This is a genomic window from Streptomyces sp. NPDC048411 (assembly GCF_040704695.1).
Lineage (GTDB): Bacteria > Actinomycetota > Actinomycetes > Streptomycetales > Streptomycetaceae > Streptomyces.
Genome location: NZ_JBEZKL010000011.1, coordinates 18,277 through 43,047, shown reverse-complemented (window position 1 = coordinate 43,047; position 24,771 = coordinate 18,277). Strand labels below are relative to the sequence as shown.

Below are 24,771 nucleotides of genomic sequence, written 5' to 3'. Positions count from 1 at the left end.
CACATGAATGGCACCCGGTCCGCGCGCCTCCCCGGCCCGCGGACCGGGGCCGTCAGGGGGCGCCGATCAGCTCGGCGTCACGCAGGGCGGCGGTGTGTGCGTCCATGCGCTCGGCGGCGAGAATCGCGGCGGCGGTGTCCGCGCGGGACGCGGCGACGACGAGCGCGCGGCCGGCAAGGGCGAGCGCCCGGTGGTGCAATGCGGCGGGGTCGGCCCGGGTCAGCGCGGCATGCCGCGCCGGTGGCGCCCCGCGCAGCCGGGCCACCTGCTCGGCGATGCGATCGCCCTGCCGCCCGAGCCCCAGCTCGTCGGTGACGGCGAGCAGCGCGGCCAGATGCCCGGCGAGCTGGATGTCCAGCTCCTCCTCGCGGGTGCGGTGGGGGTACTGCGCTGCGTCGGCCATCGAGTGGACCGACTTGGTGCGGATCGGCTCGTACATGGGGATGGCCTCCTGCTCACGGTCAGGAGGCCAATCCTACATTGGATTCAGTCTAAAGTTGAGCGGTGTCGGGATCCCGCTGCCTCACGGCTGCCCGTACCCGTCCAGGAACGCGCCGATCCTGGTCACCGCGTCCGTCAGATCCTTGGCCGACGGCAGCGTCACGATCCGGAAGTGATCGGGTTCCGGCCAGTTGAACCCCGTGCCCTGCACGACCATGATCTTCTCGGCCCGCAGCAGGTCGAGGACCATCTGCCGGTCGTCCTTGATCTTGTAGACCGCGGGGTCGAGCCGCGGGAAGAGGTACAGCGCCCCCTTCGGCTTCACGCAGGTGACGCCCGGGATCTGCGTCAGCAGGTCGTACGCGACGTCCCGCTGCTCCAGGATCCGCCCGCCCGGCAGCACCAGGTCGTCGATCGACTGCCGCCCGCCGAGCGCCGCGGCCACCGCGTGCTGCGACGGCATATTGGCGCACAGCCGCATGTTGGCGAGGATCGTCAGCCCTTCGATGTACGAGGCGGCGTGCCCCTTCGGGCCGCAGACGGCCAGCCACCCGGACCGGTAACCCGCAACCCGGTAGTTCTTGGAGAGCCCGTTGAACGTGAGCACCAGCAGATCGGGCGCGATGGCCGCCGTCGGGGTGTGTGTCGCTCCGTCGTACAGGATCCGGTCGTAGATCTCGTCGGAGCAGACCACCAGGTTGTGGCGGCGGGCGATCTCCGTCAGCCCGCGCAGCATCTCGTCGTCGTAGACCGCGCCGGTCGGATTGTTCGGGTTGATGATCACGATCGCCTTGGTGCGGTCCGTGATCTTCCGCTCGATGTCGGCGAGGTCCGGCATCCAGTCGGCCTGCTCGTCGCACCGGTAGTGCACGGCCGTACCGCCGGCCAGCGACACGGATGCGGTCCACAGCGGATAGTCCGGTGCGGGTACGAGCACCTCGTCGCCGTCGTCGAGCAGCGCCTGCATCGACATCTGGATCAGCTCGGAGACGCCGTTGCCCAGGTAGATGTCCTCGACGTCGAGGGGGATCCCCTTGGTCTGGTAGTGCTGCATCACCCCGCGGCGCGCGGACAGCAGCCCCTTCGCATCGCCGTAACCGTGCGCCCCGGAGAGGTTGCGCAGTATGTCCTCGAGAATCTCGGGCGGGCACTCGAACCCGAACGCCGCGGGGTTGCCCGTGTTCAGCTTGAGGATGCGGTGACCAGCTGTTTCCAGCCGCATCGCCTCCTCGAGCACGGGGCCCCGGATCTCGTAACAGACATTGGCGAGCTTCGTCGACTGGATGACCTGCATGCCAGTGAGGATACGGTGGTGTTTCACAGGGTGCGCGGGGTTTGCCCGCCGGTTGACCCGCCCGGGGAACCCGGTTCGCCCGCCCGGTCTTCCATCGCCATGTACCCGCCGTCCCCGGCCGTGGGAACCCTGGCCGGGGACGGTGACGCGGCTTGGAATGGATGTGTGACGGGCCGGGGCGGGTGAGATGCGCCACGCGAACGGGGCGCCGCCGTCACTCGGGCAGGCGCGTGCCGTCCGGGAGACGGATGCCGAAGTCGTCCGCCAGGACCCGCAGGAGTTCGTCGCCGTCCGCCAGCTCCCGTTCCTTCCGCGTGCCGTCGGGCGCCGTCTCCGTGAGCTTCCGGCCGGACAGTGCCAGGTGGCCGTCCGCAGTGGTGCGCTGGACGTACACCAGGTGCTGGAACGGGGAGCGCGGATTGGTCGCGATGTGCCAGTTGATGACCTCGTAGTCCGGCGCCTCGAACGGCTCCAGCGTGAACGTGTACTGGTCCTCCCACTCCCCGCCCGTGGACAGTGTCTGCAGCTTCCACAGTGGCAGCGGGCCGCCGTGCGGTGCGTGGACGAGCCGGTGACGGCGCGGTGCGTCGTGCAGCTCCGCGTCCGCCACCAGCGCGATCGGCTCCAGCAGCGAGCTGCCCGCTCCGAAGCCGACATCGGCGAGATACGGGGTCGGCTCGCCCGGCACCTCGGCCAGCATCAGCATGTGGGTGCGCGGCCGTACGTCCCCGGGCGCGGCCCCCAGTACCACGCGCGCGCAGAGCAGCGTCACCGTGAATCCGAGCTCGGCCAGCACGGCGGCGAAGAGGGTGTTGTGCTCGTAGCAGTACCCGCCGCGCTCACTGCGTACGAGCTTCGCCTGCAGATCCGCGAGCGCGAGCGAGGGCGCGCTGCCGAGCACGGGGTCCAGATTCTCGAACGGGATGCCCAGCGCATGGGCGCGGTGCACGGAACGCAGTACCTCCACGGTGGGGAGGCGCTCCCCGGTCCAGCCGATACGGGCGAAGTACGCGTCGAGGTCGAGAGTGCGGTCGTGGTCGGTCGTCATGATCCGACCGTACGCAACCGGGGTGGCGGGTGCCTCCGACCAGGGGCTGATCCCCCTGGTACACGGGTCCTGGTACGCGGGTCCGACGCGCCCCGGGCCTCGGAGGTACCTCAACTCCGGCGAGGCGAGCGGTGATACGGGGAACGATCGCCGCGCGATCGCTTTCGGTGAGCCGGACATGGCCGTACGCGTATTGCGCGACGCGGACGACATCACCACGGCACTCCGGCAGGCCTGGAGAACGCTCCCGCAGACGAACGCCCCGGCCCGGAACGGGCCCTGGCCCCCACCGCGGCGGCCGCTGAGGCGGAGGCGGCGGACCCGCGTGACCGGTAGGGCACGGACACGCGGGACCGACACTGTCGGCGGCGCTCAGCGCGCCAGCAGGTCGATGACGCCCGTGGTGCCTTCCTCGCCGCCCCGCTCCGCTTCCATGAGGCGCCGCTCCATCAGCGCAAGGTACGGGGCCAGCAGTTCGGCGCTGACACCCTGTTCCTCGGCCGTGCGCAGCAGCGTCGCGTTGCCCGCGACCTGCATGGCGAGGTTGGAGGTCACGCCCGCGCGGTAGTCGCCGCTCTCCAGTTGAGCGGCAGTCGCGTGCACCGCGGGTGCCATCGCGGTGAGCCAGTCGGCCAGCAGCGGGGCGAGCGCCCGAGGGTCGATGTTCTCCTTGCGGATCAGCGCGAAGGCGTGCGCGACCCCCGCGAACATCCCCGTCATCGCGCTCAGCAGCGCCACGTCGTGCAGGCCGGCGAAGCCGGGATCCTCGCCGACATAGGTGGTGCCGGCCGGCACGGCGAGCGTCTCCCTGTGCGCGTCGAACAGGGCGCGGGACCCGCTGTAGAAGATGTAACCGCCGGAGTCCGCGGCGCCGATCATCGGCGGGACCGCCATGATCCCGCCGTCCAGGAACCGGGCGCCGCGCTCCCGGGCCCATGCGGCGAGGGCGCGCGCCTGGCCCGGGGTGGAGGTGGTGAGGTTGACCAGGTCCTTGCCGGTGAGGTCGGCGCCGGCCAAGGTCTGCCCGACGGAGGCGTCGTCCAGCAGGCAGAGGACGACGAGCCGGTTCGCAGCCACCGCCTCCGCGACCGTCCCGGCCGCGCTCGCCCCCTCGGAGGCGAGCGCGTCGGCGCGGGTGGGGCTGCGGTTCCAGACGGTCAGGGGATGCCCGGCGGCGAGCCAGGTCCGGGCGAGCGCGGTGCCCATGGCGCCGAGCCCGAGGAGGGTGAGCGGCTGCTTCTCAGGGGTGTTGTCAGTCATGGAGATTAGGCTGGTCGCAGGCCTCGGAGCGATCAAGTACCCACTTCGGAGTGGGTGGTTACCGCGGGGTGAGTGACCAGGTGGGAGGGGTGGACCATGGGGACCGTGCGGAGGCCCGGGGCGTTCGTCTGCGGGATCGACGCGGCGATGGATGTCATCGGCGGCAAGTGGAAAGTGCTGATCCTCTGGGCGCTGAACGAGCAGACGTGCCGCTTCGGCGAGCTGCGCAGACTGGTGCCGGGGATCACCGAGAAGGTGCTCACCTCGCATCTGCGGGAGCTGGAGGACGACGGCATTGTGCACCGTGAGGTGCATGCCGAGATACCACCCCGCGTCGAGTACTCGCTGACCCCGCTCGGGTTCGCGCTCAACGAGGCGCTCGGGCCGCTCGGCGCGTGGGGACGGGAGCATGTGCTCGGCCAGGGCGCCCCGGAGGGTGTTCAGGGCGGCCCCGAGGGCACGCCGCATGCGCGCAATCCCCATGTGACGGCGGACCGTGTTCCGGCAGACTGCGCCGGTGACAGCTGATCCCTCATCCGCCTCCGCCTCGGCGGCCCGCTTCGGCGTACCGGCCGAGCCCTGGTTGCCGGCGCAGGCACCCGCGCCGGCCCGCTGAGAGATGGCGCACCGTCAGGACGGCCGGCATCTCTTCGTTTCTGCCGTCGGTGGTCGGGGGCCGGCCCCGCCGGGTCCTGCCGGGGCCGCGCGGCGGCGGAACCCGAACTGGCGCGCGGCTGACCGGTCACCCCGTCAACAGACCGTGCCCGGCCGGGCCGCCGTGGCCCTCAACAGGTCGCGCACCAGGTCGAAGTCGATGTTCTCCGGCTTGCGGAAGCGCAGGCAGCCCTTGCCCATGTCCTGTCCAGCCAGCCGCTTCTCGAATGCCGCGCGGACATCGGTGCGCAGCAGGTAGAAGGAGACGTAGTTCTTCTGGCTCGCGAAGGCGATCTCGGTGACCCCGTCCCGTTCGTAGGCGGGCATTCCGTAGGCCATGACCTCGTCGAAGCCCTTGAGTTCCTGGCGGCACATCAACCGCATTCTGACCAGGGCGTCCCGGCGCTCCTCCGGCAGCTCGGCCAGGTATCCGTCGACGTCCTCCGCCTTGCTCTGCACCATGCCCACAGCCTAACGACCGTCCCGAGGTCGGGAAGGCGGTCTTGCCCCGGACCCGCGCACCCCCAACAATGCCCATGACAAAACCGAAGGACCTTCGGTCACAGAGGTCATAAAGGGGACCCCCACATGAAGAAGCCTCTCCTCGGCGCGCTTTTCGCTGTTCTGCTCCTCGGAGCGGGAACGGCACCCGCTGTCGCGGCCACAAGCCACGACGCGGCCGCGCCGCAGAAGACGACGCAGGTTCAGCAGGTCACGGCCAAGGCGGTCGACTTCGCCGGTACGGTCGCGCTCAGCAACTGCTCCGGCTCCGTGGTCCGCACGGCCGCTTCGCTCCCGAGCGACCCGGCGCTCGTGCTCTCCAACGGGCACTGCCTGGAGACCGGCTTCCCCGGTCCGGGTGAGGTTGTCCTCGGCCGGAAGTCCACCCGCAGCTTCACCCTGCTGAACTCCGCGGGCAGCGGAGTCGGCACCCTGCGCGCCAGCAAGATCGCGTACGGGACGATGACCGACACCGACGTATCGCTGTACCAACTCACCCGTACCTACGCCCAGATCGAGAGCACCTACGGCATCAAGGCGCTGGAGCTCAACGCCGCGCACCCGGTCCAGGGCACCGCGATCACGGTCGTCTCCGGCTACTGGAAGCGCACGTACAGCTGCAACATCGACGGCTTCGTCTACCGCATGAAGGAGGGGTCGTGGACATGGAAGGACTCGGTCCGCTACACCTCCGCCTGCCAGACCATCGGCGGCACGTCCGGCTCCCCGGTGATCGACAACGCGACCGGCAAGGTCGTCGCCGTCAACAACACCGGTAACGAGGACGGGCAGCAGTGCACGGTCAACAATCCGTGCGAGGTCGACGAGAGCGGCAATGTGACGGTCCGTCAGGGAATCAACTACGCCCAGGAGACGTACGGCATCGTGCCGTGCATCGGCGCCGGCAGCCAGATCGACCTCAACCGGACCGGGTGCACCCTGCCCAAGCCGTAGCCGGAAGTCGTCCGCGCGCGCCGTGAGACCCCGCAGGTCTCACGGCGCGCTCGCGCGTCGCACCGCCGTCTCGATTCCGTCCAGCAGCACGCCGAGCCCGGCGGTGAACGTCTCGCGCGCCTGACGCTCCAGGTAGGGCACCGGGTCGTCGGCCGGTGGCGGCTCGGGTGCGCTCTCGCTCTCCAGGCGGCCGACGTCCGGGAAGCGGTCCGCGAAGTCCGGGGCCACCTCGCCGAGCAGCGCCGAGCGGGCGAACCACCACTCCTCGTCGGACTGGCCGGTCACCGCAGCGGCCAGCCGGGACTCGGCGACCGTCTGCGCCGAGCCGCGGACGAAGTGGAACAGCGTGCCGATCAGCCGCCGCAGGAGATGCGCGTCGAGCCCGGTCCCGTACAGGAGACGTACGAGGGTGTTGAGAGCGGCGTACTCGTGCGGGCCCAGCACCGGCCGGGCCTGGGAGACCTGGAGCACCCACGGGTGGCGGAGGTGGAAGGCAAGGGTGTCCTCCGCCCAGCGCGTGAGGGAAGCGCGCCAGTCGACCGTGTCCGGGTAGTCGGACGGGAGTTCGGCATGCACCGCGTCATACATCAGGTCCAGGAGCTCGTTCTTGCCGGGGACGTACGTGTAGAGGGCCATGGCCGTCCGGCCCAGTCGCTCGCCCACCGCGCGCATCGAGAGCGCCGCCATGCCGTCCTCGTCGGCGACGGCGACAGCGGCGCTCACGATCGCGTCCACGGTCAGTCCGGGCTTGGGTCCCGACCGGGCCGGTCCCGTTCCGCCCGGTGCCGGAGCGCTCTCCGTGCGCCACAGCAGGGCCATCGAACGGCGGGCGTCGCCCTGTCCCGCATAGACCACCACTTGCGACTCCTTACGCCATAAAGTAACTTCGCCCAGGCGACTCTTTACGGCATAAGTTATCAGGGAGAAAGTGGGTGGCCGATCCGATGAGTCAGTCGCTTGCGGTGTCGTACGTCCAGGTTGTGGGCGTGGAACGGATCACGCCGCGGATGGCGCGCGTCACCTTTACCGGAGATGCGCTGGCCGGCCTGATCGAGGACCGGCCGGATCAGCAGATGAAGCTCTGCTTCCCGAAGGGGCAGGGCGCGCCCGTCCTGCCGGAGCAGGACCCCGACGACACGTACGGGATGCGGTGGTACGAGGCGTACCTCGCGATCCCGGAGGCCGACCGGCCGTGGATGCGGAGCTTCACCGTCCGGGCGTACGACCGTGAGCGCAATGAGATGACCGTCGACTTCGTGCTTCACGGCGACACCGGTCCCGCCTCCCGCTGGGGGCGGACCGCGCGGCCCGGGGACGTACTCGGCATGGTCGGCCCGTCCTCGGCGTACGCCCGGCCGCTTCCTGCCTCCGACTGGCTGCTGCTGGCCGGGGACGCGACGGCGCTCCCCGCGATCGGCACGCTGCTCGAAGCGCTGCCGGCCGGGATGCGCGCGGTGGCGTATGTGGCGGTCGTCGACGCGGGGGAGGAGCAGCGGCTCTCGTCCGCCGCCGAGGTGACCGTGCGCTGGGTGCACGCGGGGGACGAGCTGACGGACGTGGTCCGCGCGGCGGAGCTGCCGGGCGAGGCGGGGGCGGGGGCCGCATGGCTCGCGGGGGAGTCGGGGACCGTACGGACGCTCCGCCGCCACCTGGTCGAGGAGCGCGGGATGCCCAGGCAGGCGGTGGAGTTCAGTGGCTACTGGCGGCGCAGGCTGACCCAGGACGACGCCCCGACCGAGGAGGACCTGGCCTGGGCGAAGGAGCGGGCGGAGGGATGAGGAGGGTTCACCGTGAGCCTCGTACCGACCGGGCCGCCGGGCCCGCTCCTCAATCGCCGGAGGGGCTGGAGCGGAAATCGAGGGCAACGCCCGCAGGGATCAGAAGAACGTGCGGATGTAGTCCGTGACCGTGCCGTCCGCCTCGACAAGCGGAATCAACTGCCACTTGTCGAACGACGTGCACGGGTGCGACAGCCCCATGCCGACCCAGTCCCCGACCTCCAGCTCCGCGCCGGCCTCGGTGCGCAGCCACGCGTGCTGGTCGGACAGCTTGGTGACGGTGATGCCGGTGGCGGCCCGCACCGAGCCGTCCCGCCCGGACCGCACGACCTGCGCCTGCGGAAGATCGAGGTCGTACGCCGCGTCCCGCTTCCCCGCGTTCACGAACGCCTGCTCGTCGGACGGCCGCGAGACGACCTGGGCCCAGAGCCGGAACGCGGGCTGCAGGGCGCCCTCCTCCGGGACCCGGTTGAACGGGGTGAGGTGCAGGTAGTGCCCGTCGTCGTGCGAGACGTACGCCCCCGAACGCAGCAACTTGCAGACGGGACGAGTGAGTTCGGGGATCTCCGCGAAGACGTCCGCGACCGTGTCGAACCAGGCGCTGCCGCCCGCGCTGATCACGATCCGGTCGTCGGCAGCCAGTGCGGCGAACCGGTCCGCCTTGTCGAAGTCGGCGGCCACCCGGACGAGCCGGTCCAGCCAGTCCCGTACCCGCTCCGTGGACGCGTCCGGCACCTCGCCCTCGTAACCGGCGACCCCGACCAGACGCAGCGTCCCCACCGCGGCCACCGCGTCGGCGACCGCCGCGCAGTCGGCCTCGGTACGGGCACCCGTGCGGGCCCCCTCGCCGGCGCCGAGTTCCACGACCACGTCCACCGGACGGACCGCACCCGCGGCGCGCAGTGCTTCGTCCATCAGCTCGACGCCGCGCACCGAGTCGACGTAGCAGATGAAGTGGAATTCGGGGGCGGAGTCCAGCTCGCCGGCGAGCCAGCGCAGTGCGACCGCGTCCACGAGCTCGTTGGCGAGGAAGATCCGCTCGATCCCGTACGCGCGGTACACCCGGACCTGGTGCGGAACGGCGGCGGTGATGCCCCACGCGCCGTGCTCCAGCTGCCGGGCGAAGAGCTGCGGCGCCATGGACGTCTTGCCGTGCGGCGCGAACGCGAGCCCGTGACGTTCGGCGTACGTCTCCAGCAGCGCGAGGTTGTGCGCGACGGACTCGGCGGAGAGGGCGAGGACGGGCGTCGTGAAGCCACCGGTGAAGAGGTTGCGGCGCTCGGCGGCGAGGGCGCCGACCGTGAGCCCGTCGGCGTCGGGCGGGAGCGACTTGAAACGGTGGTCGACCCGCTCGGCGGCGAGTTCACCAAGCGTGTGGGGAGCTGTTGCGACGTCCTCGTCGGCGGCCATGGACCCTCCTCGAAATCTGTTCGTTGCACCATATGCAACACCCGTTGCGCATATCGCTTGACGCTGTCTAACATCCGAGCCGACGCCGGGTCAATGGTGAGGGCCGGTGCGGAGCGCTGACCAGCGAGGAGCCCAGATTGTCCGGACCCGCAGCCGCGGGACGTGGAGCCGCCACCGCCGATGTCGTCTGCCTCGGTGAGTCCATGGTGACGTTCCTGCCCTCGCAGCCCGGCCGCCTCGCCGACGTCCCGTCCTTCGGGCGCGCGATCGGGGGCGCCGAGTCCAACGTCGCCTGCGCACTCGCGGCGGCGGGACACCGCGCGAAGTGGGTCGGCCGGGTCGGTGCGGACGGGTTCGGCGACCATCTCGTCGACGCGATCGCGGCCTACGGGGTCGACACATCGGCAGTCCGGCGCGACCCCGACCGTCCCACCGGCATCTACTTCCGTACGGCGACGGACCGGGCGACGAGCACCCATGAAGCCGCTTACTACCGGGCCGGGTCGGCGGCCTCCGCGATGTCGCCGGCGAACGTTCCGTACGAGGACCTGTTCGACGCGCGCATCCTGCACCTGACCGGTATCACGGCGGCCCTCTCCGCGGACTGCCTGTCCCTGCTCCGCTCCCTCACCGAGCCCCGCCCGGACCGACCGTTGATCTCCTTCGACGTGAACCACCGCCCGCACCTGTGGCGCGCCGGCGACGAGGGACCGGGCGTGCTGCTCGACCTCGCGCGCCGCGCCGATCTCGTCTTCGTCGGCGAGGACGAGGCGGCGGAGGCCTGGGGGTTGCGGGGCGCCGACGCCATCCGTGAGGCGCTGCCGGAACCGGCGGTGCTCGTGGTCAAGCGGGGGCAGGAGGGGGCGACGGTCTTCTCGGGGCGCACCCCCGAACCCCGCGCCTCGATCGCCGGACGGGCTGATTCTTCCGTCACCACTGTCCCCGCCCTCCGCGTGGACGTCGTCGCCGCCGTCGGCGCGGGCGACGCCTTCGCCGCCGGTTTCCTCTCCGCCACCCTCCGCGAGCTCCCCGTCCGCGACCGCGTCCGCCACGGCCACCTCATGGCCGCCGCCGCCCTCACCGTCCCCGGCGACCTCACCGACCCGCCGGCCCGTGCCCACGCCGACGAACTCGTCGCTCTCGACGACGCCGCCTGGGGAAAACTTCGTCTCGGTCCCGGCTGGACGGCAGCCGGCCGCGCCGGCATCGACCGGAGCCCGGCCCCGCAGGAGGTACACCCGACATGAGCCAGACCGTCGACCGCGCACTGGGCATCCTCCCGCTCCTCGCCGAGGGCCCCGCCGACCTCGGCCAGGTCGCCGACCGCCTCGGCGTCCACAAGTCCACCGCGCTCCGCCTGCTCCGTACGCTGCACGAACACGGTCTCGTCTACCGTCAGCAGGACCAGCGCTACCGCCTCGGAGCCCGTCTCTTCGCCCTCGCGCAGGAGGCCGTCGAGAACCTCGACGTACGCGAGATCGCCCACCCCCACCTCGTCGAGCTCAACGCGCAGTGCGGGCACACCGTCCATCTTGCGGTGTACGAGGAGGGAGAAGTCCTCTACATCGACAAGGTCGAGAGCCGCTACCCGGTCCGGATGTACTCGCGGATCGGCAAGCCCGTCGCGATCACCGTCGCCGCCGTCGCCAAGCTGCTGCTCGCGGATCTGTCCGAGCCCGAACGGCGGGCGATCGCCGAGGAGCTCGACTACCCCATGTACACGTCCCGTTCGGTCCCGGACGCCGGCGCCTTCCTCAAGGAGCTCGCCGTCGTCAGCGAACAGGGCTGGGCCACCGACCTCGGCGGCCACGAGGAGTCCATCAACTGCGTCGGAGCCCCGATCCGCGGCGCGGACGGCCGTGTCGTCGCCGCCATGTCGGTCTCCGCACCCAATGTGGTGGTCACGGCCGAGGAACTCCTCACCCTGCTCCCGCTGGTGCGCCGCACCGCCGACGCCATCAGCCGGGAGTACTCCGGCACTCCCCAACCCAAGAAGGCCTGAACCGCGATGACCGAGAAGACCGCCCTCACCCCCAGCACCCACACCACGCCGCCCGCCAAGTTCTCGCACGGCGTGAAGAAGGGGAACATCCTCCAGGTCGCCGGCCAGGTCGGCTTCCTGCCCGCCGTCGAGGGCCAGACCCCCACCCCGGCCGGCCCGACGCTGCGCGAGCAGACCCTCCAGACGTTCGCCAACGTCAAGGCGATCCTGGAGGAGGGCGGCGCGAGCTGGGACGACGTGATGATGATGCGCGTCTACCTCACGGACGTGGACCACTTCGCGGAGATGAACGAGATCTACAACAGCTACTTCGGCGAGCAGAACCTCAAGGAGGCCCCTGCCGCGCGTACGACGGTGTACGTCGGTCTCCCCAAGGGCCTGCTGATCGAGATCGACGCGCTCGCCGTCCTGAGCTGAGCGATCCCCGGCTGATCCGCTTGCCTCACCGCACCACCACGCCACACGGCACGGCGCCCCGCATCGAGGGGGCGCCGTGCCGCGCCCACCAGTGCAGTGGTCAGACGATCATGACCGGGACGTCGTAGTGGGGGATCCACTTGTCGCGGGTGACGATCGTCATTCCCTCGGTCTGGGCCTGTGCGACCAGTATCCGGTCGAAAGGATCGCGGTGATGGGCGGGCAGCCTGCCGGCCCGTACGCCGTGTCCCGCGGTGATCGGCAGCGAAGTGAACTGGCTGTCCCGGACCCGTTCCGCCAGGTCCTTCGGCCCTTCCAGCTTGCCGAGTGACTGCTTGATCGCGATCTCCCAGGCAGAGGCCGCGCTGATGTACACGGAAGGTTCCGTGTCGAGCAGGTCCTTGATCTCCCCGGAGAGTTCCGAGGAATCGTCGAGCCACCAGAGGATCACATGTGTATCGAGCAGTAGGCGCATCAGTGCATCCCGAAGGCGTCGGCGATCTCGTCGGGCAGCTCGTCGAAGTCGGCGGCGAGGTGGATCTGGCCCTTCAAGGATCCGCGTCCCGTCCGCCTGACCTTGGGGTGCAGCGGAACGACCTTGGCCACCGGCTCACCGGCCTTGCTGATCACGACTTCCTCGCCGGTGGCGACCTGTTCGAGGATGCGAGAGAAGTGGGTCTTGGCCTCGTGCACGTTGTACTGGCGGGCTGCTTCCATGGCTGCCTCACACGTGGGATCGAGAGGTGGACTAAGTGCTGGACTAAGCACAGGATCACCATAGCGCACATGCGGCAGCGCCACCGGGGGAGCGGTGGCGCTGCTGGTCAAGGACTGGTGCTCAAGGATGCCGGGTCAGGGGTGACGACAGGCCGTGGGCGCGCGGGGTCAACGCGTTCGACCAGGCATTGCCCGACTTGGCGTCCCAGTCGGGGTGCCGGTGAGTGTCGGGGGTAGGGCAAAGGGGTGTCGCGGAGGCGGGACGAGGAGGGGCGACCACCGCTGGGCGATAATCTGGTCCAGACCAATGGGGTTGTCAAGACCTCTGACAGCAGCGGCTGTGGTCGGCGGGCTCGGCGGCCGTGGTGGGCGGGACGGAATCGCGAGGTCCATTGGTCCGGACTGCTGTCGGCCGAAGTCACCCGGAGGCAGCCTCCGTTGACACTTTCCGGTGATCTTTTCGCGCGGTTCGAGCTCTCTCGCGGGTGGGCGGGCCGAGAGCGCCGGACAGTGACCGAGCCCCACCTCCGGAGCCTGCCGTCGATCCACGGAGATCCATTCTGACGTGCGTGAATGAATTCTGAGCATGGGGAATCGGAACGGAGTCCGGTAACCCTCCGCAGTGGTACGGAAATTAACGAGTCTCGGTTTCGTCCGATTTCGCACCGGTGTGATGCGCGCGAGTCGCCCCCGCGCCGCGTACACCTTGTCGTACTGGCCTCCGAAAAGTGTTCACTGGCTGGTAGGACGTGGATAAAGTGCTGACGCAGAAGCACGGAGCAGGAGCGATTGCGGCCGTTGTCGTCACGACAACGGCCGGAGCCGAACGGGGAACCAGCGTGCCGACCGCAATAACAGTGACCAGTGCTGATCTCGTGCTGCCGCCGACCGACCAGCAGACACCGACAGCCGCTTTACTCCGGGCTCCGGAAGACCAGACCATGGACCAGGCGATCGGCGACATGCATGTGCTGCTGGAGCAGCACGGGTATGTCGTCGCCATCTATGCGGCCAATCTGCCGATCGCCCACGAGCGCAGGATGCACTCCGTCAGATCTGTCCTGGAAAGTGACCGGATCGCCCTGCTGAAGGTGGATCTGCCACCGTTGGGCATCGCCGTACTGGTGCGTCAGCTGCGTCAGTTGTCGATCTGCGACTTCAGTCCGGGAGTGGTGGCATCCGCCGCCCGGCTGCTGCCCCACTACATCCACGCCGGCGCCCTGCTGAACTCCGTCACCAAACTGGACCGGGTTCCGGTCAGCCTGAAGACGCACGCCAGGTCCTGGGTCCCGGGCTCCCAGTTCGCCGTCCTTGCGGGCCCGAACCCGCAGCTCATCAAGGTCGGTCCGACCGTCAAACCTCTGGACGGCCCCGAATTCGCCACGGATCTGCTGGTCGCCAAGGGGCAGTCGCAGTCCGAATGGGTGCAACAGACCTTGGCCCCTGCATGGAAGGTCCAGGCCATTCACGAGGCCGCCCTGCCTTCCGATTCTTCCGGCTGGTGGGGAACCGGAAAGCTGGTGGAATTTGCCGCTTACCTTCCGGACATCTCCGTGCTGTACCAACTCGTCGCATCGGTAAGGCGGGAGATCTGCCGCTGGTGCGGAATGGAGCTCATCGGGGACCGTTGCGGATTCTGTACGTCGCCGCTTCACGCTCCCGAGAACCGAATGCCTTCCAGCGGTGTCCTCAGCCAGGGGGCACCTGCACCACCGGGTTCCTAGCGCCCCCGGATTCCTCCACAGCCGCATATATGCACGTACCGCTCCCCGACCACCGCTCCTGCGCCCCACTCCCTGTCATATGCCGTCCCCCTCAAGCTGAACACAAGGCCCATAGACAGGTCTACGCGCAGATACAGACGCAGATTCGGACATAAACCGAGTCACCGCACATCCCTCTGTCCGCTGCCCCACGCATCCGATACGAACGAGGTTGTCCGGCCCATGAACTCCCGCCAGCGCCGCGGCGTGATACTCCTGCTCCTGTCGGTCCTGTGCGCCTTCGGCGCCTTCGCCGGGGTGCTCTCGGTGATCAGCGACGTCAATTCGAAGGTCGGGCCCGAGGTCTCCGCCTACCAGGTGAAGTCCAACGTCGCCCCCTACACGCCGCTGTCCGCCGGGCAGTTCAAAAAGATCACGATGCCGAAGCGCTGGCTCTCGACCAACGCCGTGACCGACCTCGCCGAGATCAACGGCAAGATAGCCGTCACCCAGCTGCGCGAGGGCTCGCTGCTCCAGTCGGACATGATGCAGAAGCGTCCCGAACTGCAGCCCGGTGAGCAGGAGATCGCCATCATGATCGACGCCGCTACCGGTGTCGCGGGCAAGATCACCCCCGGTGCGACGGTCAACGTCTATGCCACCTTCGCCGGGGAACGGGACGGCGCAAAGTCCACGTCGAAGGTCATCGTCTCCAACGCCAAGGTCCTGGAAGTCGGCAAGCTGACCGCCCTGGAGCCGAACCGCGACGGCAAGTCGAACATGGGCACCGAGGCCGTCCCGATCACCTTCGCGCTCAACACGCTCGACACCCAGCGCATCGCCTATGCCGAGTCCTTCGCGGAGCACGTACGCCTCGCGCTCGTCGCCTCCGGCAGCGACAGCACCATCCGCCCGGGCGACCGCACCTACACGCTCGACAAGGACAAGTGAGGATCGAATGACCACGAGGATCCTCCCGGCAGTCGGCGACCCCGACGCGGCCAGGTCCGTCACCACCCTGCTCAGCCAGCTCCCCGACGCTGAGCCAGGGGCTCCCGTCGGCGACTCGACGCAGCTGATCGACACCCTCGCCCGGCTCGCGGGCGAGTCGATCGACGAACTGCCCGAGGTCGTGCTGGTCCATGAGCGGATCGGCCCGGTGCCGGCTCTGGAACTGATCCGGGAGGTCTCGCTGCGCTTCCCCGCCATCGGGGTCGTGCTGATCACCGCCGACGCCAGCCCCGGCCTGTTCGCCGCGGCAATGGAGTCCGGCGCCCGCGGCCTGGTCACCCTGCCGCTGAGTTACGAGGAACTGGTCAACCGGGTCCAGTCCGCCGCCCAGTGGTCGGTCGGAGTACGCCGCCACCTGGGCACCGGAGGCGATGTCTTCACCGGCCCCGGCGGCACGGTCGTCACGGTCAGCGGCGCCAAGGGCGGCGTGGGCGCCACCGTCACCGCGGTTCAGCTCGCCCTGGCCTCCCAGGCGTCGGGCCGTACGGTCGCTCTCGTCGACATGGACCTCCAGGCCGGTGACATCGCCTCGTACCTCGATGTGCAGTTCCGGCGCTCCGTCGTCGACCTGGCGGCGATCACCGATATTTCTCCCCGCGTCCTGTCCGACGCCGTGTTCAGCCACAGCTCCGGCCTCGCCCTGCTGCTGGCGCCCGGCGAGGGCGAACGCGGCGAGGAGGTCAGCGACCGGTCGGCCCGCCAGATCGTCAGCGCCCTGCGGTCGCGGTACGAGGTCGTGGTCATCGACTGCGGCAGCCAGCTCCAGGGCGCGAGCGCGGCGGCCATCGAAATGGCGGACACGGCGCTGCTGGTCACCACCCCGGACGTGATCGCGGTGCGCGGCGCGAAGCGCACGGTACGGATGTGGGACCGACTGCAGATCCGCAAGGCGGAGGAGACGCTCACCCTCGTCAACCGGTTCATTCGCAACACAGAGATCCAGCCCCCGCTGATCGAGAAGATCACCGGGACCCGGATGGCGAACACGGCCGTCCCCGCGAACTTCAAGGAGCTCCAGGGCGCCGTCGACGCGGGGCGGATGCATGAACTCGATGCCAAGAGCACGGTGAAGCAGGCGCTGTGGGGCCTGGCCGGAGAGCTGGGGATCGTGAAGGTCCCCGAAAACGCGGACAAGCGCGGCAAGTTCAAGAACGACCGAGGCTCGATCGGACGCCCGCGCAGACGGCGCGACGGTGACACCGGGGGCCGGGCGACGACCGAGGAGGCACGTTGAGCCATGGCGACCACCGAGATGAACGGCCCGGAGATACGGGAAACACAGGGAGTACGGGGACGGCGTTACCGCACAGCCGACCGTGAGCACGACGGCTGCCGGGTGACGGGGCGGGATCGTGACCGCGGTCAGACCGCCATCGAGTTCCTGGGCGTCACACCGCTGATCATCCTGCTGATGATTGCACTGTGGCAGTGCGCGCTGATCGGCTACACGTTCTCTCTGGCGGGGAACGCGGCGGACGAGGCCGCCCACAAGGGCGCCATCTCCGGCGGTCTGCGCGCACAGGCATGCAGGCAGGTCGCCACCGAGCACCTTCCGAAGGCATGGCGGGAGAAGTCCAGGACGACGTGCCGCTCCTCGTCCGACATGTACAAGGCCGAGGTCAGGCTCAAGGTGCCGGTCCTGGTGCCCGGCGTTCTGAACTGGCCCTTCCACGTCACCGGCAACGCCGCCGCACCGCTGGAGGGCTGAGCGATGAACACACGCACGCACACACCCACACGCACCACCCGAAGGCGCGACCGGGGTCAGGTCGCCATCGAGTACATGGGCTTCATCCCGCTGCTGCTCCTGGTCGGTCTCCTCGCGATCCAGATGGGCCTTGCCGCGTACGCCGCCAACCAGGCGGGCACCGGCGCCCGTGCGGGAGCCCGCCTGTCCAGCATGTCCGCCAGCGGGTCCGACTGCGCGGGGGCGGGCAGGGACGCGATGAGCGACTGGACCGCGAACAGGGCCCGCTTCAGGGCGAAGCCTTCCTTCGACGAGGTCACCTGCACCGTCCGCGTCAAGGTGCCCCGCATCATTCCCGGCGTCGACATCTGGGGCTGGGCCGAACGGAGCTCCACGATGCCCCGCACCTGACCCCACAGCGCCCCGCACGTACGGCTGAGGCCCCACCGGTAAGCCAGAACGAGGAGTTACGGACATGAGTCTGCGGGCACGCGTCACCGCCCCCGAGAAGCACAGCGGGGCGCGGGAGGACGGCCACATGGTCGCCACCTACCGCGCCAAGCTGCTCGAAGAGATCGACCTGGCGGAGATGTCCTCGCTCGCCGCGGCCGACCGGCGGGCCCGGCTGGAGCGCGTCCTCAGCCACATCATCAGCCGTGAGGGACCGGTCCTCTCGACCGTCGAACGCACCCAGCTGATCCGCCGGGTCGTCGACGAGGCCCTCGGCCTCGGCATTCTGGAACCGCTCCTCGAAGACGCGTCCATCACGGAAATCATGGTGAACGGCCCTGACCAGATCTTCGTCGAGCGCAGCGGCAAGGTCGAGCAGCTCCCGATGCGCTTCGGTTCGCACGAGCAGTTGATGCAGACCATCGAGCGCATCGTGTCGACCGTCAACCGCCGGGTGGACGAGTCGAATCCGATGGTCGACGCCCGCCTTCCCAGTGGTGAGCGTGTCAATGTGATCATCCCGCCGCTCTCGCTGTCCGGTGCGACGCTCACCATCCGACGGTTCCCGCGGGCCTTCACGCTCCAGGAGATGATCAACATCGGCTCGCTCGACGAGCAGATGCTGATCCTGCTCTCCGGGCTCGTCCAGGCCAAGCTCAACGTCATCGTCTCCGGCGCCACCGGCACGGGCAAGACGACCCTGCTCAACGCGCTCTCCGGGCTCATCCCGGACAGCGAGCGCATCGTCACCATCGAGGACTCCGCCGAGCTCCAGCTCCAGCAGAGCCATGTGATCCGGCTCGAGTCCCGCCCGGCGAACGTCGAGGGGAAGGGCCAGATCACCATCCGTGACCTGGTCCGCAACTCCCTGCGTATGCGACCCGACCGGATCGTCGTCGGTGAGGTCCGTGGCGGCGAATCGCTCGACATGCTCCAGGCGATGTCGACCGGTCACGACGGCTCGCTCGCCACCGTCCACGCCAACAACGCCGAGGACGCGCTCATGCGTCTGCAGACCCTGGCGTCGATGTCCGAGATCAAGATCCCGTTCGAGGCACTGCACGACCAGATCAACAGCGCCGTCGATGTCATCGTCCAGCTCACCCGGCACGCCGACGGCTCCCGCAAGGTCACCGAGATCGCCGTCCTCGACTCGCACGGCCGCGATCCCTACCGCATCGTGACCGTCGCGCGGTTCAACGCCCAGCCGATGGCCGCCGACGGGCGGATCTACGGGGAGTTCCAGTACCTCCCGATCCCGCGCAAGATCGCCGACCGTCTCTACATGGCCAGCCAGCCTATCCCGCAGGCCTTCGGAGTCGCCGCGTCCGCCGAACAGCTCGCCACCCGAGAGGCCAACTAGGTACCTGTGCCATGACAAATCTTCCTCTTCTCACGATCGGCGTCACGCTGCTCTGTGGCGTGACGGGCGTCATGGGCCTGCACGCCTACTCCGGCGGGAAGGCCGACCAGGAAGCGCTGGTCGACCGGCTGTCGCACACCGGGCAGATCCCGGAGGCCGGGCGTCACCGCCGCTTCCGGGGCATCGACCGCAGGCTGCGCAAGACCGGTCTGGGCCGCAAGCTCGAACTGAAGCTGGCGGCCACCGGACTCGAGATCACGCCCGGCGAGTTCTTCGTCTACGCGCTCGCTGCCATGGCCGGACTGTGGATGATCGCCTCGTCGATCCTCGCCAGCTTCTTCGGCCCGGTCGCCGCCCTCATCGGCCTCTGGGGCACCAACGCTTTCTTGAACTGGCAGCGGACCAAACGCACGGAACGCTTCATCAACCAGCTCCCCGAACTCGCCCGCATTCTCGCCAACGCCACTCAGGCCGGACTCGCACTCCGTACGTCCATCAGCATGGCGGCGGACGAGATGGAGGACCCGGCGGGCGAGGAACTGGCCCGGGTCGCCCGCCGCCTCGCCGTCGGCGAATCCCTCGACGACGCGCTGAGCGAACTGACCGACCGGCTGCCGTCGCGCGAACTCGTCGTCCTCGTGACGACCCTTGTGCTGTCCAACCGGGCCGGCGGTACGGTCGTCAGCTCGCTGCGCAACCTCACCGAGACGCTGGAGGAGCGCAAGGAGACCCGGCGCGAGGTCAAGACCCAGCTGTCCCAGGTGACGGTCACCGCCTACGCGGTCCCCGTCTTCGGCCTGGGCGCCATGCTTCTGATGAACGCGGTGATGCCCGGCGCGCTCGACCGCATGACCGGTGCCTTCATCGGTCAGGTCGCGGTGGTCATCTCCATCGCCCTGTACGCGATCGGATTCATCGTGATCCGCCGCCTGTCCCGGATCGACGTCTGATGAGCGGGGCGAACATGGACCTGCTCCTCGCAGGCGTCATAGGCCTCGCGGTGTTCGGAGCCATTGCCGGTATCCGCATGTACCGGGCCGACGCCAAACTCCCCGGTGACCTCGCGATCGCCCTGGAGGTAGGCGCCACCCGTACCAACGCGGTGGGTTCCGGCATCGACCGGATGGGCATGCGCTGGGCCCCCATGGTGCTGCGGATGATGGGCCCCAAGGCGGTCAACAAGAAGCGCCGCCAGATCGACATGGCGGGCAACCCTGGCGGTCTGACCATCGACCGCTACGCCGCCCGCCGCTTCGTCTACGGCGCCCTCGGCGCGTTCGGCGCGCTCACGATGCTGATGCGCGGCCAGCTCTTCCTCGCCATTCTGCTGGTCGCCTTCGGCCTGTTCTGGGTCGAGGTCGGCATCTGGGCGGCGGTCCGCGTCCGCAGGGACCACATCGACCGGACGCTGCCCGACTTCCTCGACGTCCTGGCCGTCGTCGTCTCCGCAGGCCTCGGCTTCCGCCAGGCGCTCGGCCGCGTCGCGGAGAAGTACGAGGGCCCCTGGGCCGACGAGCTCCGCATCACCCTGCGTCAGATGGACATGGGTGTCAGCCGCCGCGAGGCGTTCGACCAGCTGCGCAAGCGCAACGACTCGGAACAGGTCGCCATGTTCGTGACCACGCTTCAGCAGGGCGAGGAGCTCGGCGCGCCGATCGTCGAGACGCTGATCCAGATCGCCAACGACATGCGGCGTACGGACGCCCAGAACGCTCGCAGGAAGGCGGCCAGGGCCGTCCCCAAGGCGACCTTCGCGGTCACCACGTTCCTTCTCCCCGGGACGCTCGTGCTGCTGACGGTCGGCTTCGTCTACGGAGCCAACGTCGACTTCAGCTTCATCTCGGGCGGATGACATGGACGGCGGAGTCGATGACCACGATCCACGGAGGAGGTGACAGGCACATGTCGTTCCCACTCGGCAGCGCGCAGACGGGACTGGCGTCGGACGTACGCCAGGCGATCGCCGACCCCGGGCCGCGCCCGGCGTTCGCGATCCAGCTCAACGCGCTCCAGGCGATGTGCCGGCAGGTCTTCGGGTTCCGGCTCGCGATGATCGCCATGGCCACACCGTTTGCGATCAGCCATACCGCAGAAGGTCCGGCCACCTGGTTGATCGGCTCGGCGATCCTTGTCACCTTCATGGGCTCGTACGTCCTGTTCCGCGACTGGGAACGTTTCGGCCCCGTCCTGCTCCGCCACCCGTGGCTGCTCGGCATCGACGCGTTCTTCGGCGCCCTGCTGCTGATCACGGCCACGCCCGAATCCACGCTCGCGTACGTCACCGTCTGCACCCCGCTCCTGGCCGGACTCGTCTACGGCTGGCGGGGCGCGGCGGTCTTCGCGGCGCTCCAGACGGTGATCGTCTTCGGCGTGTACGCCACCGACCCGAAGCTGGAGTCCGCCGACGCGACGGCATTACTCCTCCCCGGCTTCTGCGTGATCGCGGGCGCCGTCGGGGTCACCCTGCGCAATCTGCTCCTCCGCTTCGGCACGGCCAGCCAGGCGCTCACCGAGACCAAGGCCCGGCTCGCGGTGAACGAGGCGGTGGAGAGCGAGCGCACCCGGCTCGCCCGGGAGATGCACGACTCGGTGGCCAAGACCCTGCACGGTCTGGCGCTGGCCGCCGACGGTCTGGCCGGCTCCTCCGACCGGATGGATCCGCTCACCGTCAAGCACCAGGCCGAACTGGTCGCCCGGTCCGCCCGCCGGGCGGCGGCGGAATCGCGGGAACTCCTCTCCGACCTGCGCCGCGAGTCCGGACTCGACGGGGGAGTGGACGTCGTCAGCGAGCTCCGCGCCCGCGCCGATGACTTCACCCGCCGCCACGGACTCACGGCCACCTTCCGAATGCTCAACGAGGCCCCGGTCCCGCCCGTGCCGCAGGTGGTCGCCCGCCAACTGCTCACGGTCGCCTCCGAAGCGATGGAGAACGCCCATCGCCATGCCCACCCCACCTATCTCGTCGTGCTCGCAGGCGTGAAGGGCGATGTCCTACGCGTCAGCGTGTACGACGACGGGCGCGGCCTGCCCCCAGGCACGACGCTCGACGACCTCAGACGCGCCGGTCACTTCGGCCTCGTCGGCATGGTCGAACGCGCCGCGTCCATCGGCGCCCGTATCCGCATCGGCAAGGGCAAGGCGGCCAAGGGCACCGAAGTACGCCTGGAACTCCCGGTGGCCGCTCTCGTCGCCGGTTCGGAAACACAGCAAGTGAACTGACCCGCTCCACCCCACCCCCACCCCCCATAGATCCTGAGAGGAGGTCGCAGAATGCCGGACGATGTCTCCCGTGCTTCGGGCCAGAACTGGGCGGCACAGAACCACACCTCCCAGCACACGTCCTCGCACCTCACCCCGCTCAACTCGGAGCTCAGCTCCTCCGGGTTCCCCATCCCCCAGCAGCCCGCGGCATCCGAGGTCACACCTCCCTTCCCCGCAGCCCCGCCCCTGGCACTCCCCAGCCCCCTGCGGGTCGTCGTCGCCGACGACAACCCCGTGGTCCGGGCCGGCCTGGGCGTCCTGCTCTCCGGCCGCGAGGACATCGAAGTCGTGGCGGAGGCCGCGGACGGCCGCCAGGCCTACGACATGGCCGTGCAGCACCGTCCGGACGTTGTCCTGCTCGACGTCCGCATGCCAGGCGTCGACGGCATCTCGGCCCTGCCCCACCTCGTACGGGTGGCCCCGGTCATGATGCTGACCTACAGCCGCGAGAGCGAGATCGTCCACGAGGCGCTGCGGCTGGGCGCCGGTGGCTATCTGGTGCACGGCGAGTTCACGGCGGACCAACTGGTGCAGGCGGTACGGGACACCAAGAACGGCCGCGCCCACTTCACCGCGACCGCGGCGAACGCGCTCCTGGCCCATATGCGGCAGGGAGCAGGGCCACAGGGGCAACCTCTACCGGAGGGGCTGGGAACGGCGCTGAACGCAGGCGTTCCCCAGCCGAGGCCCGGACACGACGGGCACCCCGCGGGCGTGATGCAGCAGAACGGTGCGCATGCACATGGCTCTGGTCCCGAAATGGTTCCACCTGCGCCGCAACAGGGCCGATCCGTTCAGGGTCTTTCGCATCTGCAACCGATTGTGGCACAGTCGTCACTGACCGGGAAGCCGGGATCGGCACCCAACAAGCAGCAGTACGGGCTGAGTTCGCGGGAGGTGGAGGTCATGGAGCTGATCGCATCCGGCATGAGCAATCAGCAGATCGCCGCCACCTGCTTCATCAGCGAGAAGACGGTCAAGAACCACATCAACCGCATCTTCACCAAGCTCCACAGCGGCAGCCGCAGCGAGGCGATCGCCCGCTGGCTCGGCACGGCCCCGGCAGGTGGGCCCGGCGCGCGGGGGACTGGTGGCCGTGGCTGAGACGGAGATCCGGGCATCGGACAGCGGTACGGAAAGCGGGGCCCAACTCCCCCTTTGGGCCCGGGAATGGGCCCTGGGACCCTCTGGCGGGCAGGGTGTGCGCCCGTATGTTTCTCATGCCGCCAGCGGGACCGGCCAGGAGGAAGCCGGTACCGCGGGTGGCACCAGAGAAACGTGCGAGTCGGCCGGCTACCGGTCGGCCGAACCTGGAGGGGAACACCATGTCGAACATCACCCTGAAGACCGCCGTCCGCGTCAACGGCTGGGCCAACACCGCCGTCAGCAAGATCCAGAAGCGTTACGAGGCCAAGGACCGCGGCCAGACGGCCTTCGAGTACCTGGGCATCATCCTGGTGGTCGTGGCGATCATCGGTGCGATCGTGGCTACGGGTATCGGTGGCGCGATCAGCCAGAGGATCCGGACCCTGGTGGACAGCATCACCGCTCAGTGATGATTGGTCGTTCGCGCAACGATGTAGGGCAGGCCTTCCCCATCTACGTAGTAATGGTGGCGGGTCTGCTCTTCCTCGCGTTCGCATTCTTTGCCGTCGGCAAGGCTGCTGCCTTGCGCAATGGGGCCCAGGGCGCGGCGGACGCCGCCGCGCTGGCTGCTGCCCAAAAGACTCGTGAGGATTTTGAGGCTCCATTCCTCGCCTCGCTTCCCGAGGACACGCTGGAACTGTTTCTACAGGGCCACGCGGTTACCGGGTGCCCTGCGGCTCAGGCACTTGCCGCAGCGAATCAGGCTGACGTCTTCGGCACCGGCTGCCAGTGGATACCTGGCGGCTATCGAGACCGGATTAAGGTTGAGGTCAAGGGCCGCAAACCGGTCAACTCGTCGGTGATTCCCGGTTCGGAGAAGACGTTCGCCAAGGCCAAGGCCACTGCCGTTGTCGAGTTCCGTTGTCCCGGTTGGAAGTCCGTGGACCTCAACCACGACAGCGTCCGGGACGTGTTCTTCTTCCATTGCGACGGCAAGCTGCTCGAAATCAGGCCGAGCAGCCCCCCGCCCTGGTCCGAGGTGAGCAAGATTCTCTACGACGTGCACCTGGTCGACAACTGATAGCGAACGACGAGTAAAGGAATCAGAACCCATGAGCATTCGGCGCTTCGCCAAGTCCCGAAGGGCAGTGGCCGCCGTCTCGCTGACGGCGGTCTTGACTCTGGCCGTCACAGGTTGCGGCACTGACGGTGGTGGCAAGAAGGCGGACGATGCTGGTTCGTCGCCGTCCTCTGAGCCTTCCAAGTCTTCGGACGGGGACAAGGAGGCGAAGCAGGAAGACACTGCTGCCGGGGACAACGTGGACCCGAATGTGAAGCTCGCCGAGGTCAAGGGAGACGGGCTGACGCTTGTCATCAATCAAGTGAAGCGGGACTCCGGAGGGTTCATCACCGTTCAGGGGCAGATCAACAACGAGAGTGATCAGACGCGCAATACCAGTTCATGGGCAGGTTTGGAGAGCGCGATCTCCTCCAAGAATCCGAACTCTGTCGCTGGCGCCACGCTGGTGGATAAAGCCGGGAAGAAGCGCTACTACGTACTGCGTGACACGGAGAATCGGTGCCTTTGCACCACAAGCATCCCTCCTTTGCTGGCAGGCAAGACGATTCCAGTTTTCATGCAGTTCCCGGCGCCACCGAGTACGACAACCGAGGTTGACTTCACCCTGCCGACCTTCGCCACCACCTCGCTGAAGATCTCCGGGTGAGGGCCGA

General features: G+C 68.8%; 28 protein-coding genes. 19 read left to right on the top strand and 9 right to left on the bottom strand.

Annotation, left to right across the window (positions count from 1 at the left end; genetic code table 11):
- Positions 1 to 52: 52 nt before the first annotated feature.
- From AB0915_RS06735 to AB0915_RS06720, 4 genes are all read right to left on the bottom strand, one after another.
- Positions 53 to 439 (bottom strand): hypothetical protein, encoded by a 387-nt coding sequence (locus AB0915_RS06735; RefSeq protein WP_366690028.1) that lies wholly within the window; start codon positions 437 to 439, stop codon positions 53 to 55.
- Between the two features lie 84 nt (positions 440 to 523).
- On the bottom strand, positions 524 to 1,735 hold the full coding sequence (locus tag AB0915_RS06730; protein ID WP_366690027.1) for a pyridoxal phosphate-dependent aminotransferase: 1,212 nt from the start codon (positions 1,733 to 1,735) through the stop codon (positions 524 to 526).
- Positions 1,736 to 1,949: 214 nt separating this feature from the next.
- Positions 1,950 to 2,783, bottom strand: a complete 834-nt coding sequence (locus AB0915_RS06725; RefSeq protein WP_366690026.1) for an arylamine N-acetyltransferase — start codon at positions 2,781 to 2,783, stop codon at positions 1,950 to 1,952.
- A gap of 372 nt (positions 2,784 to 3,155) precedes the next feature.
- Positions 3,156 to 4,043: an NAD(P)-binding domain-containing protein gene (locus AB0915_RS06720; RefSeq protein WP_366690025.1), complete on the bottom strand. Its 888-nt coding sequence runs from the start codon at positions 4,041 to 4,043 to the stop codon at positions 3,156 to 3,158.
- Positions 4,044 to 4,139: 96 nt separating this feature from the next.
- On the opposite strand from AB0915_RS06720, the gene AB0915_RS06715 reads away from it, so the two are divergent.
- Positions 4,140 to 4,571, top strand: a complete 432-nt coding sequence (locus AB0915_RS06715; protein ID WP_366690024.1) for a helix-turn-helix domain-containing protein — start codon at positions 4,140 to 4,142, stop codon at positions 4,569 to 4,571.
- A 222-nt stretch (positions 4,572 to 4,793) separates the two neighbouring features.
- On the opposite strand, the gene AB0915_RS06710 is transcribed toward AB0915_RS06715, so the two are convergent.
- A complete protein-coding gene (locus tag AB0915_RS06710; RefSeq protein ID WP_366690023.1) occupies positions 4,794 to 5,159 on the bottom strand; it encodes a DUF1801 domain-containing protein in 366 nt (121 codons plus the stop codon).
- Between the two features lie 126 nt (positions 5,160 to 5,285).
- On the opposite strand from AB0915_RS06710, the gene AB0915_RS06705 reads away from it, so the two are divergent.
- Positions 5,286 to 6,152, top strand: coding sequence for a serine protease (locus AB0915_RS06705; RefSeq protein WP_366690022.1), 867 nt, complete (start codon positions 5,286 to 5,288; stop codon positions 6,150 to 6,152).
- Positions 6,153 to 6,191: 39 nt separating this feature from the next.
- On the opposite strand, the gene AB0915_RS06700 is transcribed toward AB0915_RS06705, so the two are convergent.
- Positions 6,192 to 7,010 (bottom strand): TetR/AcrR family transcriptional regulator C-terminal domain-containing protein, encoded by an 819-nt coding sequence (locus AB0915_RS06700; protein ID WP_366690021.1) that lies wholly within the window; start codon positions 7,008 to 7,010, stop codon positions 6,192 to 6,194.
- An 86-nt stretch (positions 7,011 to 7,096) separates the two neighbouring features.
- On the opposite strand from AB0915_RS06700, the gene AB0915_RS06695 reads away from it, so the two are divergent.
- Positions 7,097 to 7,930, top strand: a complete 834-nt coding sequence (locus AB0915_RS06695; protein ID WP_366690085.1) for a siderophore-interacting protein — start codon at positions 7,097 to 7,099, stop codon at positions 7,928 to 7,930.
- Positions 7,931 to 8,029: 99 nt separating this feature from the next.
- Here AB0915_RS06695 and AB0915_RS06690 read toward each other — a convergent pair whose 3' ends face one another.
- Complete coding sequence (locus tag AB0915_RS06690) at positions 8,030 to 9,340, bottom strand: alanine racemase (protein WP_366690020.1); 1,311 nt, start codon at positions 9,338 to 9,340, stop codon at positions 8,030 to 8,032.
- A gap of 137 nt (positions 9,341 to 9,477) precedes the next feature.
- Here AB0915_RS06690 and AB0915_RS06685 point away from each other — a divergent pair, with 137 nt between their 5' ends.
- Genes AB0915_RS06685 through AB0915_RS06675 form a run of 3 tightly spaced genes read left to right on the top strand, consistent with a single transcriptional unit; the run spans position 9,478 to position 11,759 of the window.
- On the top strand, positions 9,478 to 10,587 hold the full coding sequence (locus AB0915_RS06685) for a sugar kinase (protein ID WP_366690019.1): 1,110 nt from the start codon (positions 9,478 to 9,480) through the stop codon (positions 10,585 to 10,587).
- Complete coding sequence (locus tag AB0915_RS06680) at positions 10,584 to 11,342, top strand: IclR family transcriptional regulator (RefSeq protein WP_366690018.1); 759 nt, start codon at positions 10,584 to 10,586, stop codon at positions 11,340 to 11,342. Before AB0915_RS06685 ends, AB0915_RS06680 begins: the two co-directional genes overlap by 4 nt.
- A gap of 6 nt (positions 11,343 to 11,348) precedes the next feature.
- Positions 11,349 to 11,759 carry a RidA family protein gene (locus AB0915_RS06675; RefSeq protein WP_366690017.1) on the top strand — a complete coding sequence of 137 codons (411 nt, stop codon included), beginning with the start codon at positions 11,349 to 11,351 and terminating at the stop codon, positions 11,757 to 11,759.
- Between the two features lie 100 nt (positions 11,760 to 11,859).
- On the opposite strand, the gene AB0915_RS06670 is transcribed toward AB0915_RS06675, so the two are convergent.
- Both AB0915_RS06670 and AB0915_RS06665 read right to left on the bottom strand, forming a co-directional pair.
- On the bottom strand, positions 11,860 to 12,234 hold the full coding sequence (locus AB0915_RS06670; protein WP_366690016.1) for a type II toxin-antitoxin system VapC family toxin: 375 nt from the start codon (positions 12,232 to 12,234) through the stop codon (positions 11,860 to 11,862).
- Positions 12,234 to 12,476 carry a type II toxin-antitoxin system prevent-host-death family antitoxin gene (locus tag AB0915_RS06665; protein ID WP_366690015.1) on the bottom strand — a complete coding sequence of 81 codons (243 nt, stop codon included), beginning with the start codon at positions 12,474 to 12,476 and terminating at the stop codon, positions 12,234 to 12,236. The genes AB0915_RS06670 and AB0915_RS06665 overlap by 1 nt, the downstream gene beginning before the upstream one ends.
- An 857-nt stretch (positions 12,477 to 13,333) precedes the next feature.
- Here AB0915_RS06665 and AB0915_RS06660 point away from each other — a divergent pair.
- The 13 genes from AB0915_RS06660 (at position 13,334) to AB0915_RS06600 (ending at position 24,764) form a co-directional block, all read left to right on the top strand.
- The gene (locus tag AB0915_RS06660; RefSeq protein WP_366690014.1) at positions 13,334 to 14,200 is read left to right on the top strand and encodes a hypothetical protein; all 867 of its coding nucleotides are present in this window, start codon (positions 13,334 to 13,336) and stop codon (positions 14,198 to 14,200) included.
- Positions 14,201 to 14,422: 222 nt separating this feature from the next.
- On the top strand, positions 14,423 to 15,130 hold the full coding sequence (cpaB, locus tag AB0915_RS06655) for a Flp pilus assembly protein CpaB (RefSeq protein ID WP_366690013.1): 708 nt from the start codon (positions 14,423 to 14,425) through the stop codon (positions 15,128 to 15,130).
- 7 nt (positions 15,131 to 15,137) lie between these two features.
- Complete coding sequence (locus tag AB0915_RS06650) at positions 15,138 to 16,424, top strand: AAA family ATPase (RefSeq protein WP_366690012.1); 1,287 nt, start codon at positions 15,138 to 15,140, stop codon at positions 16,422 to 16,424.
- A 3-nt stretch (positions 16,425 to 16,427) separates the two neighbouring features.
- Positions 16,428 to 16,898 (top strand): TadE family protein, encoded by a 471-nt coding sequence (locus AB0915_RS06645; RefSeq protein ID WP_366690011.1) that lies wholly within the window; start codon positions 16,428 to 16,430, stop codon positions 16,896 to 16,898.
- A gap of 3 nt (positions 16,899 to 16,901) precedes the next feature.
- A complete protein-coding gene (locus tag AB0915_RS06640; RefSeq protein WP_366690010.1) occupies positions 16,902 to 17,288 on the top strand; it encodes a TadE/TadG family type IV pilus assembly protein in 387 nt (128 codons plus the stop codon).
- Positions 17,289 to 17,352: 64 nt separating this feature from the next.
- Positions 17,353 to 18,690, top strand: coding sequence for a CpaF family protein (locus AB0915_RS06635; RefSeq protein ID WP_366690009.1), 1,338 nt, complete (start codon positions 17,353 to 17,355; stop codon positions 18,688 to 18,690).
- Between the two features lie 11 nt (positions 18,691 to 18,701).
- Positions 18,702 to 19,640 (top strand): type II secretion system F family protein, encoded by a 939-nt coding sequence (locus AB0915_RS06630; protein ID WP_366690008.1) that lies wholly within the window; start codon positions 18,702 to 18,704, stop codon positions 19,638 to 19,640.
- Positions 19,641 to 19,654: 14 nt separating this feature from the next.
- Positions 19,655 to 20,542, top strand: coding sequence for a DUF5936 domain-containing protein (locus AB0915_RS06625; protein WP_366690084.1), 888 nt, complete (start codon positions 19,655 to 19,657; stop codon positions 20,540 to 20,542).
- Positions 20,543 to 20,592: 50 nt separating this feature from the next.
- Positions 20,593 to 21,909 (top strand): histidine kinase, encoded by a 1,317-nt coding sequence (locus AB0915_RS06620; RefSeq protein ID WP_366690007.1) that lies wholly within the window; start codon positions 20,593 to 20,595, stop codon positions 21,907 to 21,909.
- A gap of 51 nt (positions 21,910 to 21,960) precedes the next feature.
- On the top strand, positions 21,961 to 23,055 hold the full coding sequence (locus tag AB0915_RS06615) for a response regulator transcription factor (protein WP_366690006.1): 1,095 nt from the start codon (positions 21,961 to 21,963) through the stop codon (positions 23,053 to 23,055).
- A 221-nt stretch (positions 23,056 to 23,276) separates the two neighbouring features.
- A complete protein-coding gene (locus tag AB0915_RS06610; protein WP_366690005.1) occupies positions 23,277 to 23,507 on the top strand; it encodes a hypothetical protein in 231 nt (76 codons plus the stop codon).
- Positions 23,507 to 24,118: a pilus assembly protein TadG-related protein gene (locus AB0915_RS06605; RefSeq protein ID WP_366690083.1), complete on the top strand. Its 612-nt coding sequence runs from the start codon at positions 23,507 to 23,509 to the stop codon at positions 24,116 to 24,118. The genes AB0915_RS06610 and AB0915_RS06605 overlap by 1 nt, the downstream gene beginning before the upstream one ends.
- A gap of 31 nt (positions 24,119 to 24,149) precedes the next feature.
- A complete protein-coding gene (locus AB0915_RS06600; protein ID WP_366690004.1) occupies positions 24,150 to 24,764 on the top strand; it encodes a hypothetical protein in 615 nt (204 codons plus the stop codon).
- Positions 24,765 to 24,771 lie beyond the last annotated feature (7 nt).

Excerpts from the sequence above, each read along its gene's own strand:
- AB0915_RS06630 (WP_366690008.1), top strand. The coding sequence starts at position 18,702 with ATGACAAATCTTCCTCTTCTCACGATCGGCGTCACGCTGCTCTGTGGC.
- AB0915_RS06710 (WP_366690023.1), bottom strand. The coding sequence starts at position 5,159 with ATGGTGCAGAGCAAGGCGGAGGACGTCGACGGATACCTGGCCGAGCTG.
- AB0915_RS06610 (WP_366690005.1), top strand. The coding sequence starts at position 23,277 with ATGTCGAACATCACCCTGAAGACCGCCGTCCGCGTCAACGGCTGGGCC.
- AB0915_RS06695 (WP_366690085.1), top strand. The coding sequence starts at position 7,097 with ATGAGTCAGTCGCTTGCGGTGTCGTACGTCCAGGTTGTGGGCGTGGAA.
- AB0915_RS06730 (WP_366690027.1), bottom strand. The coding sequence starts at position 1,735 with ATGCAGGTCATCCAGTCGACGAAGCTCGCCAATGTCTGTTACGAGATC.
- AB0915_RS06705 (WP_366690022.1), top strand. The coding sequence starts at position 5,286 with ATGAAGAAGCCTCTCCTCGGCGCGCTTTTCGCTGTTCTGCTCCTCGGA.
- AB0915_RS06690 (WP_366690020.1), bottom strand. The coding sequence starts at position 9,340 with ATGGCCGCCGACGAGGACGTCGCAACAGCTCCCCACACGCTTGGTGAA.
- AB0915_RS06725 (WP_366690026.1), bottom strand. The coding sequence starts at position 2,783 with ATGACGACCGACCACGACCGCACTCTCGACCTCGACGCGTACTTCGCC.
- AB0915_RS06620 (WP_366690007.1), top strand. The coding sequence starts at position 20,593 with ATGTCGTTCCCACTCGGCAGCGCGCAGACGGGACTGGCGTCGGACGTA.
- AB0915_RS06650 (WP_366690012.1), top strand. The coding sequence starts at position 15,138 with ATGACCACGAGGATCCTCCCGGCAGTCGGCGACCCCGACGCGGCCAGG.
- AB0915_RS06645 (WP_366690011.1), top strand. The coding sequence starts at position 16,428 with ATGGCGACCACCGAGATGAACGGCCCGGAGATACGGGAAACACAGGGA.
- AB0915_RS06735 (WP_366690028.1), bottom strand. The coding sequence starts at position 439 with ATGTACGAGCCGATCCGCACCAAGTCGGTCCACTCGATGGCCGACGCA.
- AB0915_RS06680 (WP_366690018.1), top strand. The coding sequence starts at position 10,584 with ATGAGCCAGACCGTCGACCGCGCACTGGGCATCCTCCCGCTCCTCGCC.
- AB0915_RS06640 (WP_366690010.1), top strand. The coding sequence starts at position 16,902 with ATGAACACACGCACGCACACACCCACACGCACCACCCGAAGGCGCGAC.
- AB0915_RS06605 (WP_366690083.1), top strand. The coding sequence starts at position 23,507 with ATGATTGGTCGTTCGCGCAACGATGTAGGGCAGGCCTTCCCCATCTAC.
- AB0915_RS06625 (WP_366690084.1), top strand. The coding sequence starts at position 19,655 with ATGGACCTGCTCCTCGCAGGCGTCATAGGCCTCGCGGTGTTCGGAGCC.
- AB0915_RS06715 (WP_366690024.1), top strand. The coding sequence starts at position 4,140 with ATGGGGACCGTGCGGAGGCCCGGGGCGTTCGTCTGCGGGATCGACGCG.
- AB0915_RS06675 (WP_366690017.1), top strand. The coding sequence starts at position 11,349 with ATGACCGAGAAGACCGCCCTCACCCCCAGCACCCACACCACGCCGCCC.
- AB0915_RS06670 (WP_366690016.1), bottom strand. The coding sequence starts at position 12,234 with ATGCGCCTACTGCTCGATACACATGTGATCCTCTGGTGGCTCGACGAT.
- cpaB (WP_366690013.1), top strand. The coding sequence starts at position 14,423 with ATGAACTCCCGCCAGCGCCGCGGCGTGATACTCCTGCTCCTGTCGGTC.
- AB0915_RS06600 (WP_366690004.1), top strand. The coding sequence starts at position 24,150 with ATGAGCATTCGGCGCTTCGCCAAGTCCCGAAGGGCAGTGGCCGCCGTC.
- AB0915_RS06665 (WP_366690015.1), bottom strand. The coding sequence starts at position 12,476 with ATGGAAGCAGCCCGCCAGTACAACGTGCACGAGGCCAAGACCCACTTC.
- AB0915_RS06635 (WP_366690009.1), top strand. The coding sequence starts at position 17,353 with ATGAGTCTGCGGGCACGCGTCACCGCCCCCGAGAAGCACAGCGGGGCG.
- AB0915_RS06720 (WP_366690025.1), bottom strand. The coding sequence starts at position 4,043 with ATGACTGACAACACCCCTGAGAAGCAGCCGCTCACCCTCCTCGGGCTC.
- AB0915_RS06615 (WP_366690006.1), top strand. The coding sequence starts at position 21,961 with ATGCCGGACGATGTCTCCCGTGCTTCGGGCCAGAACTGGGCGGCACAG.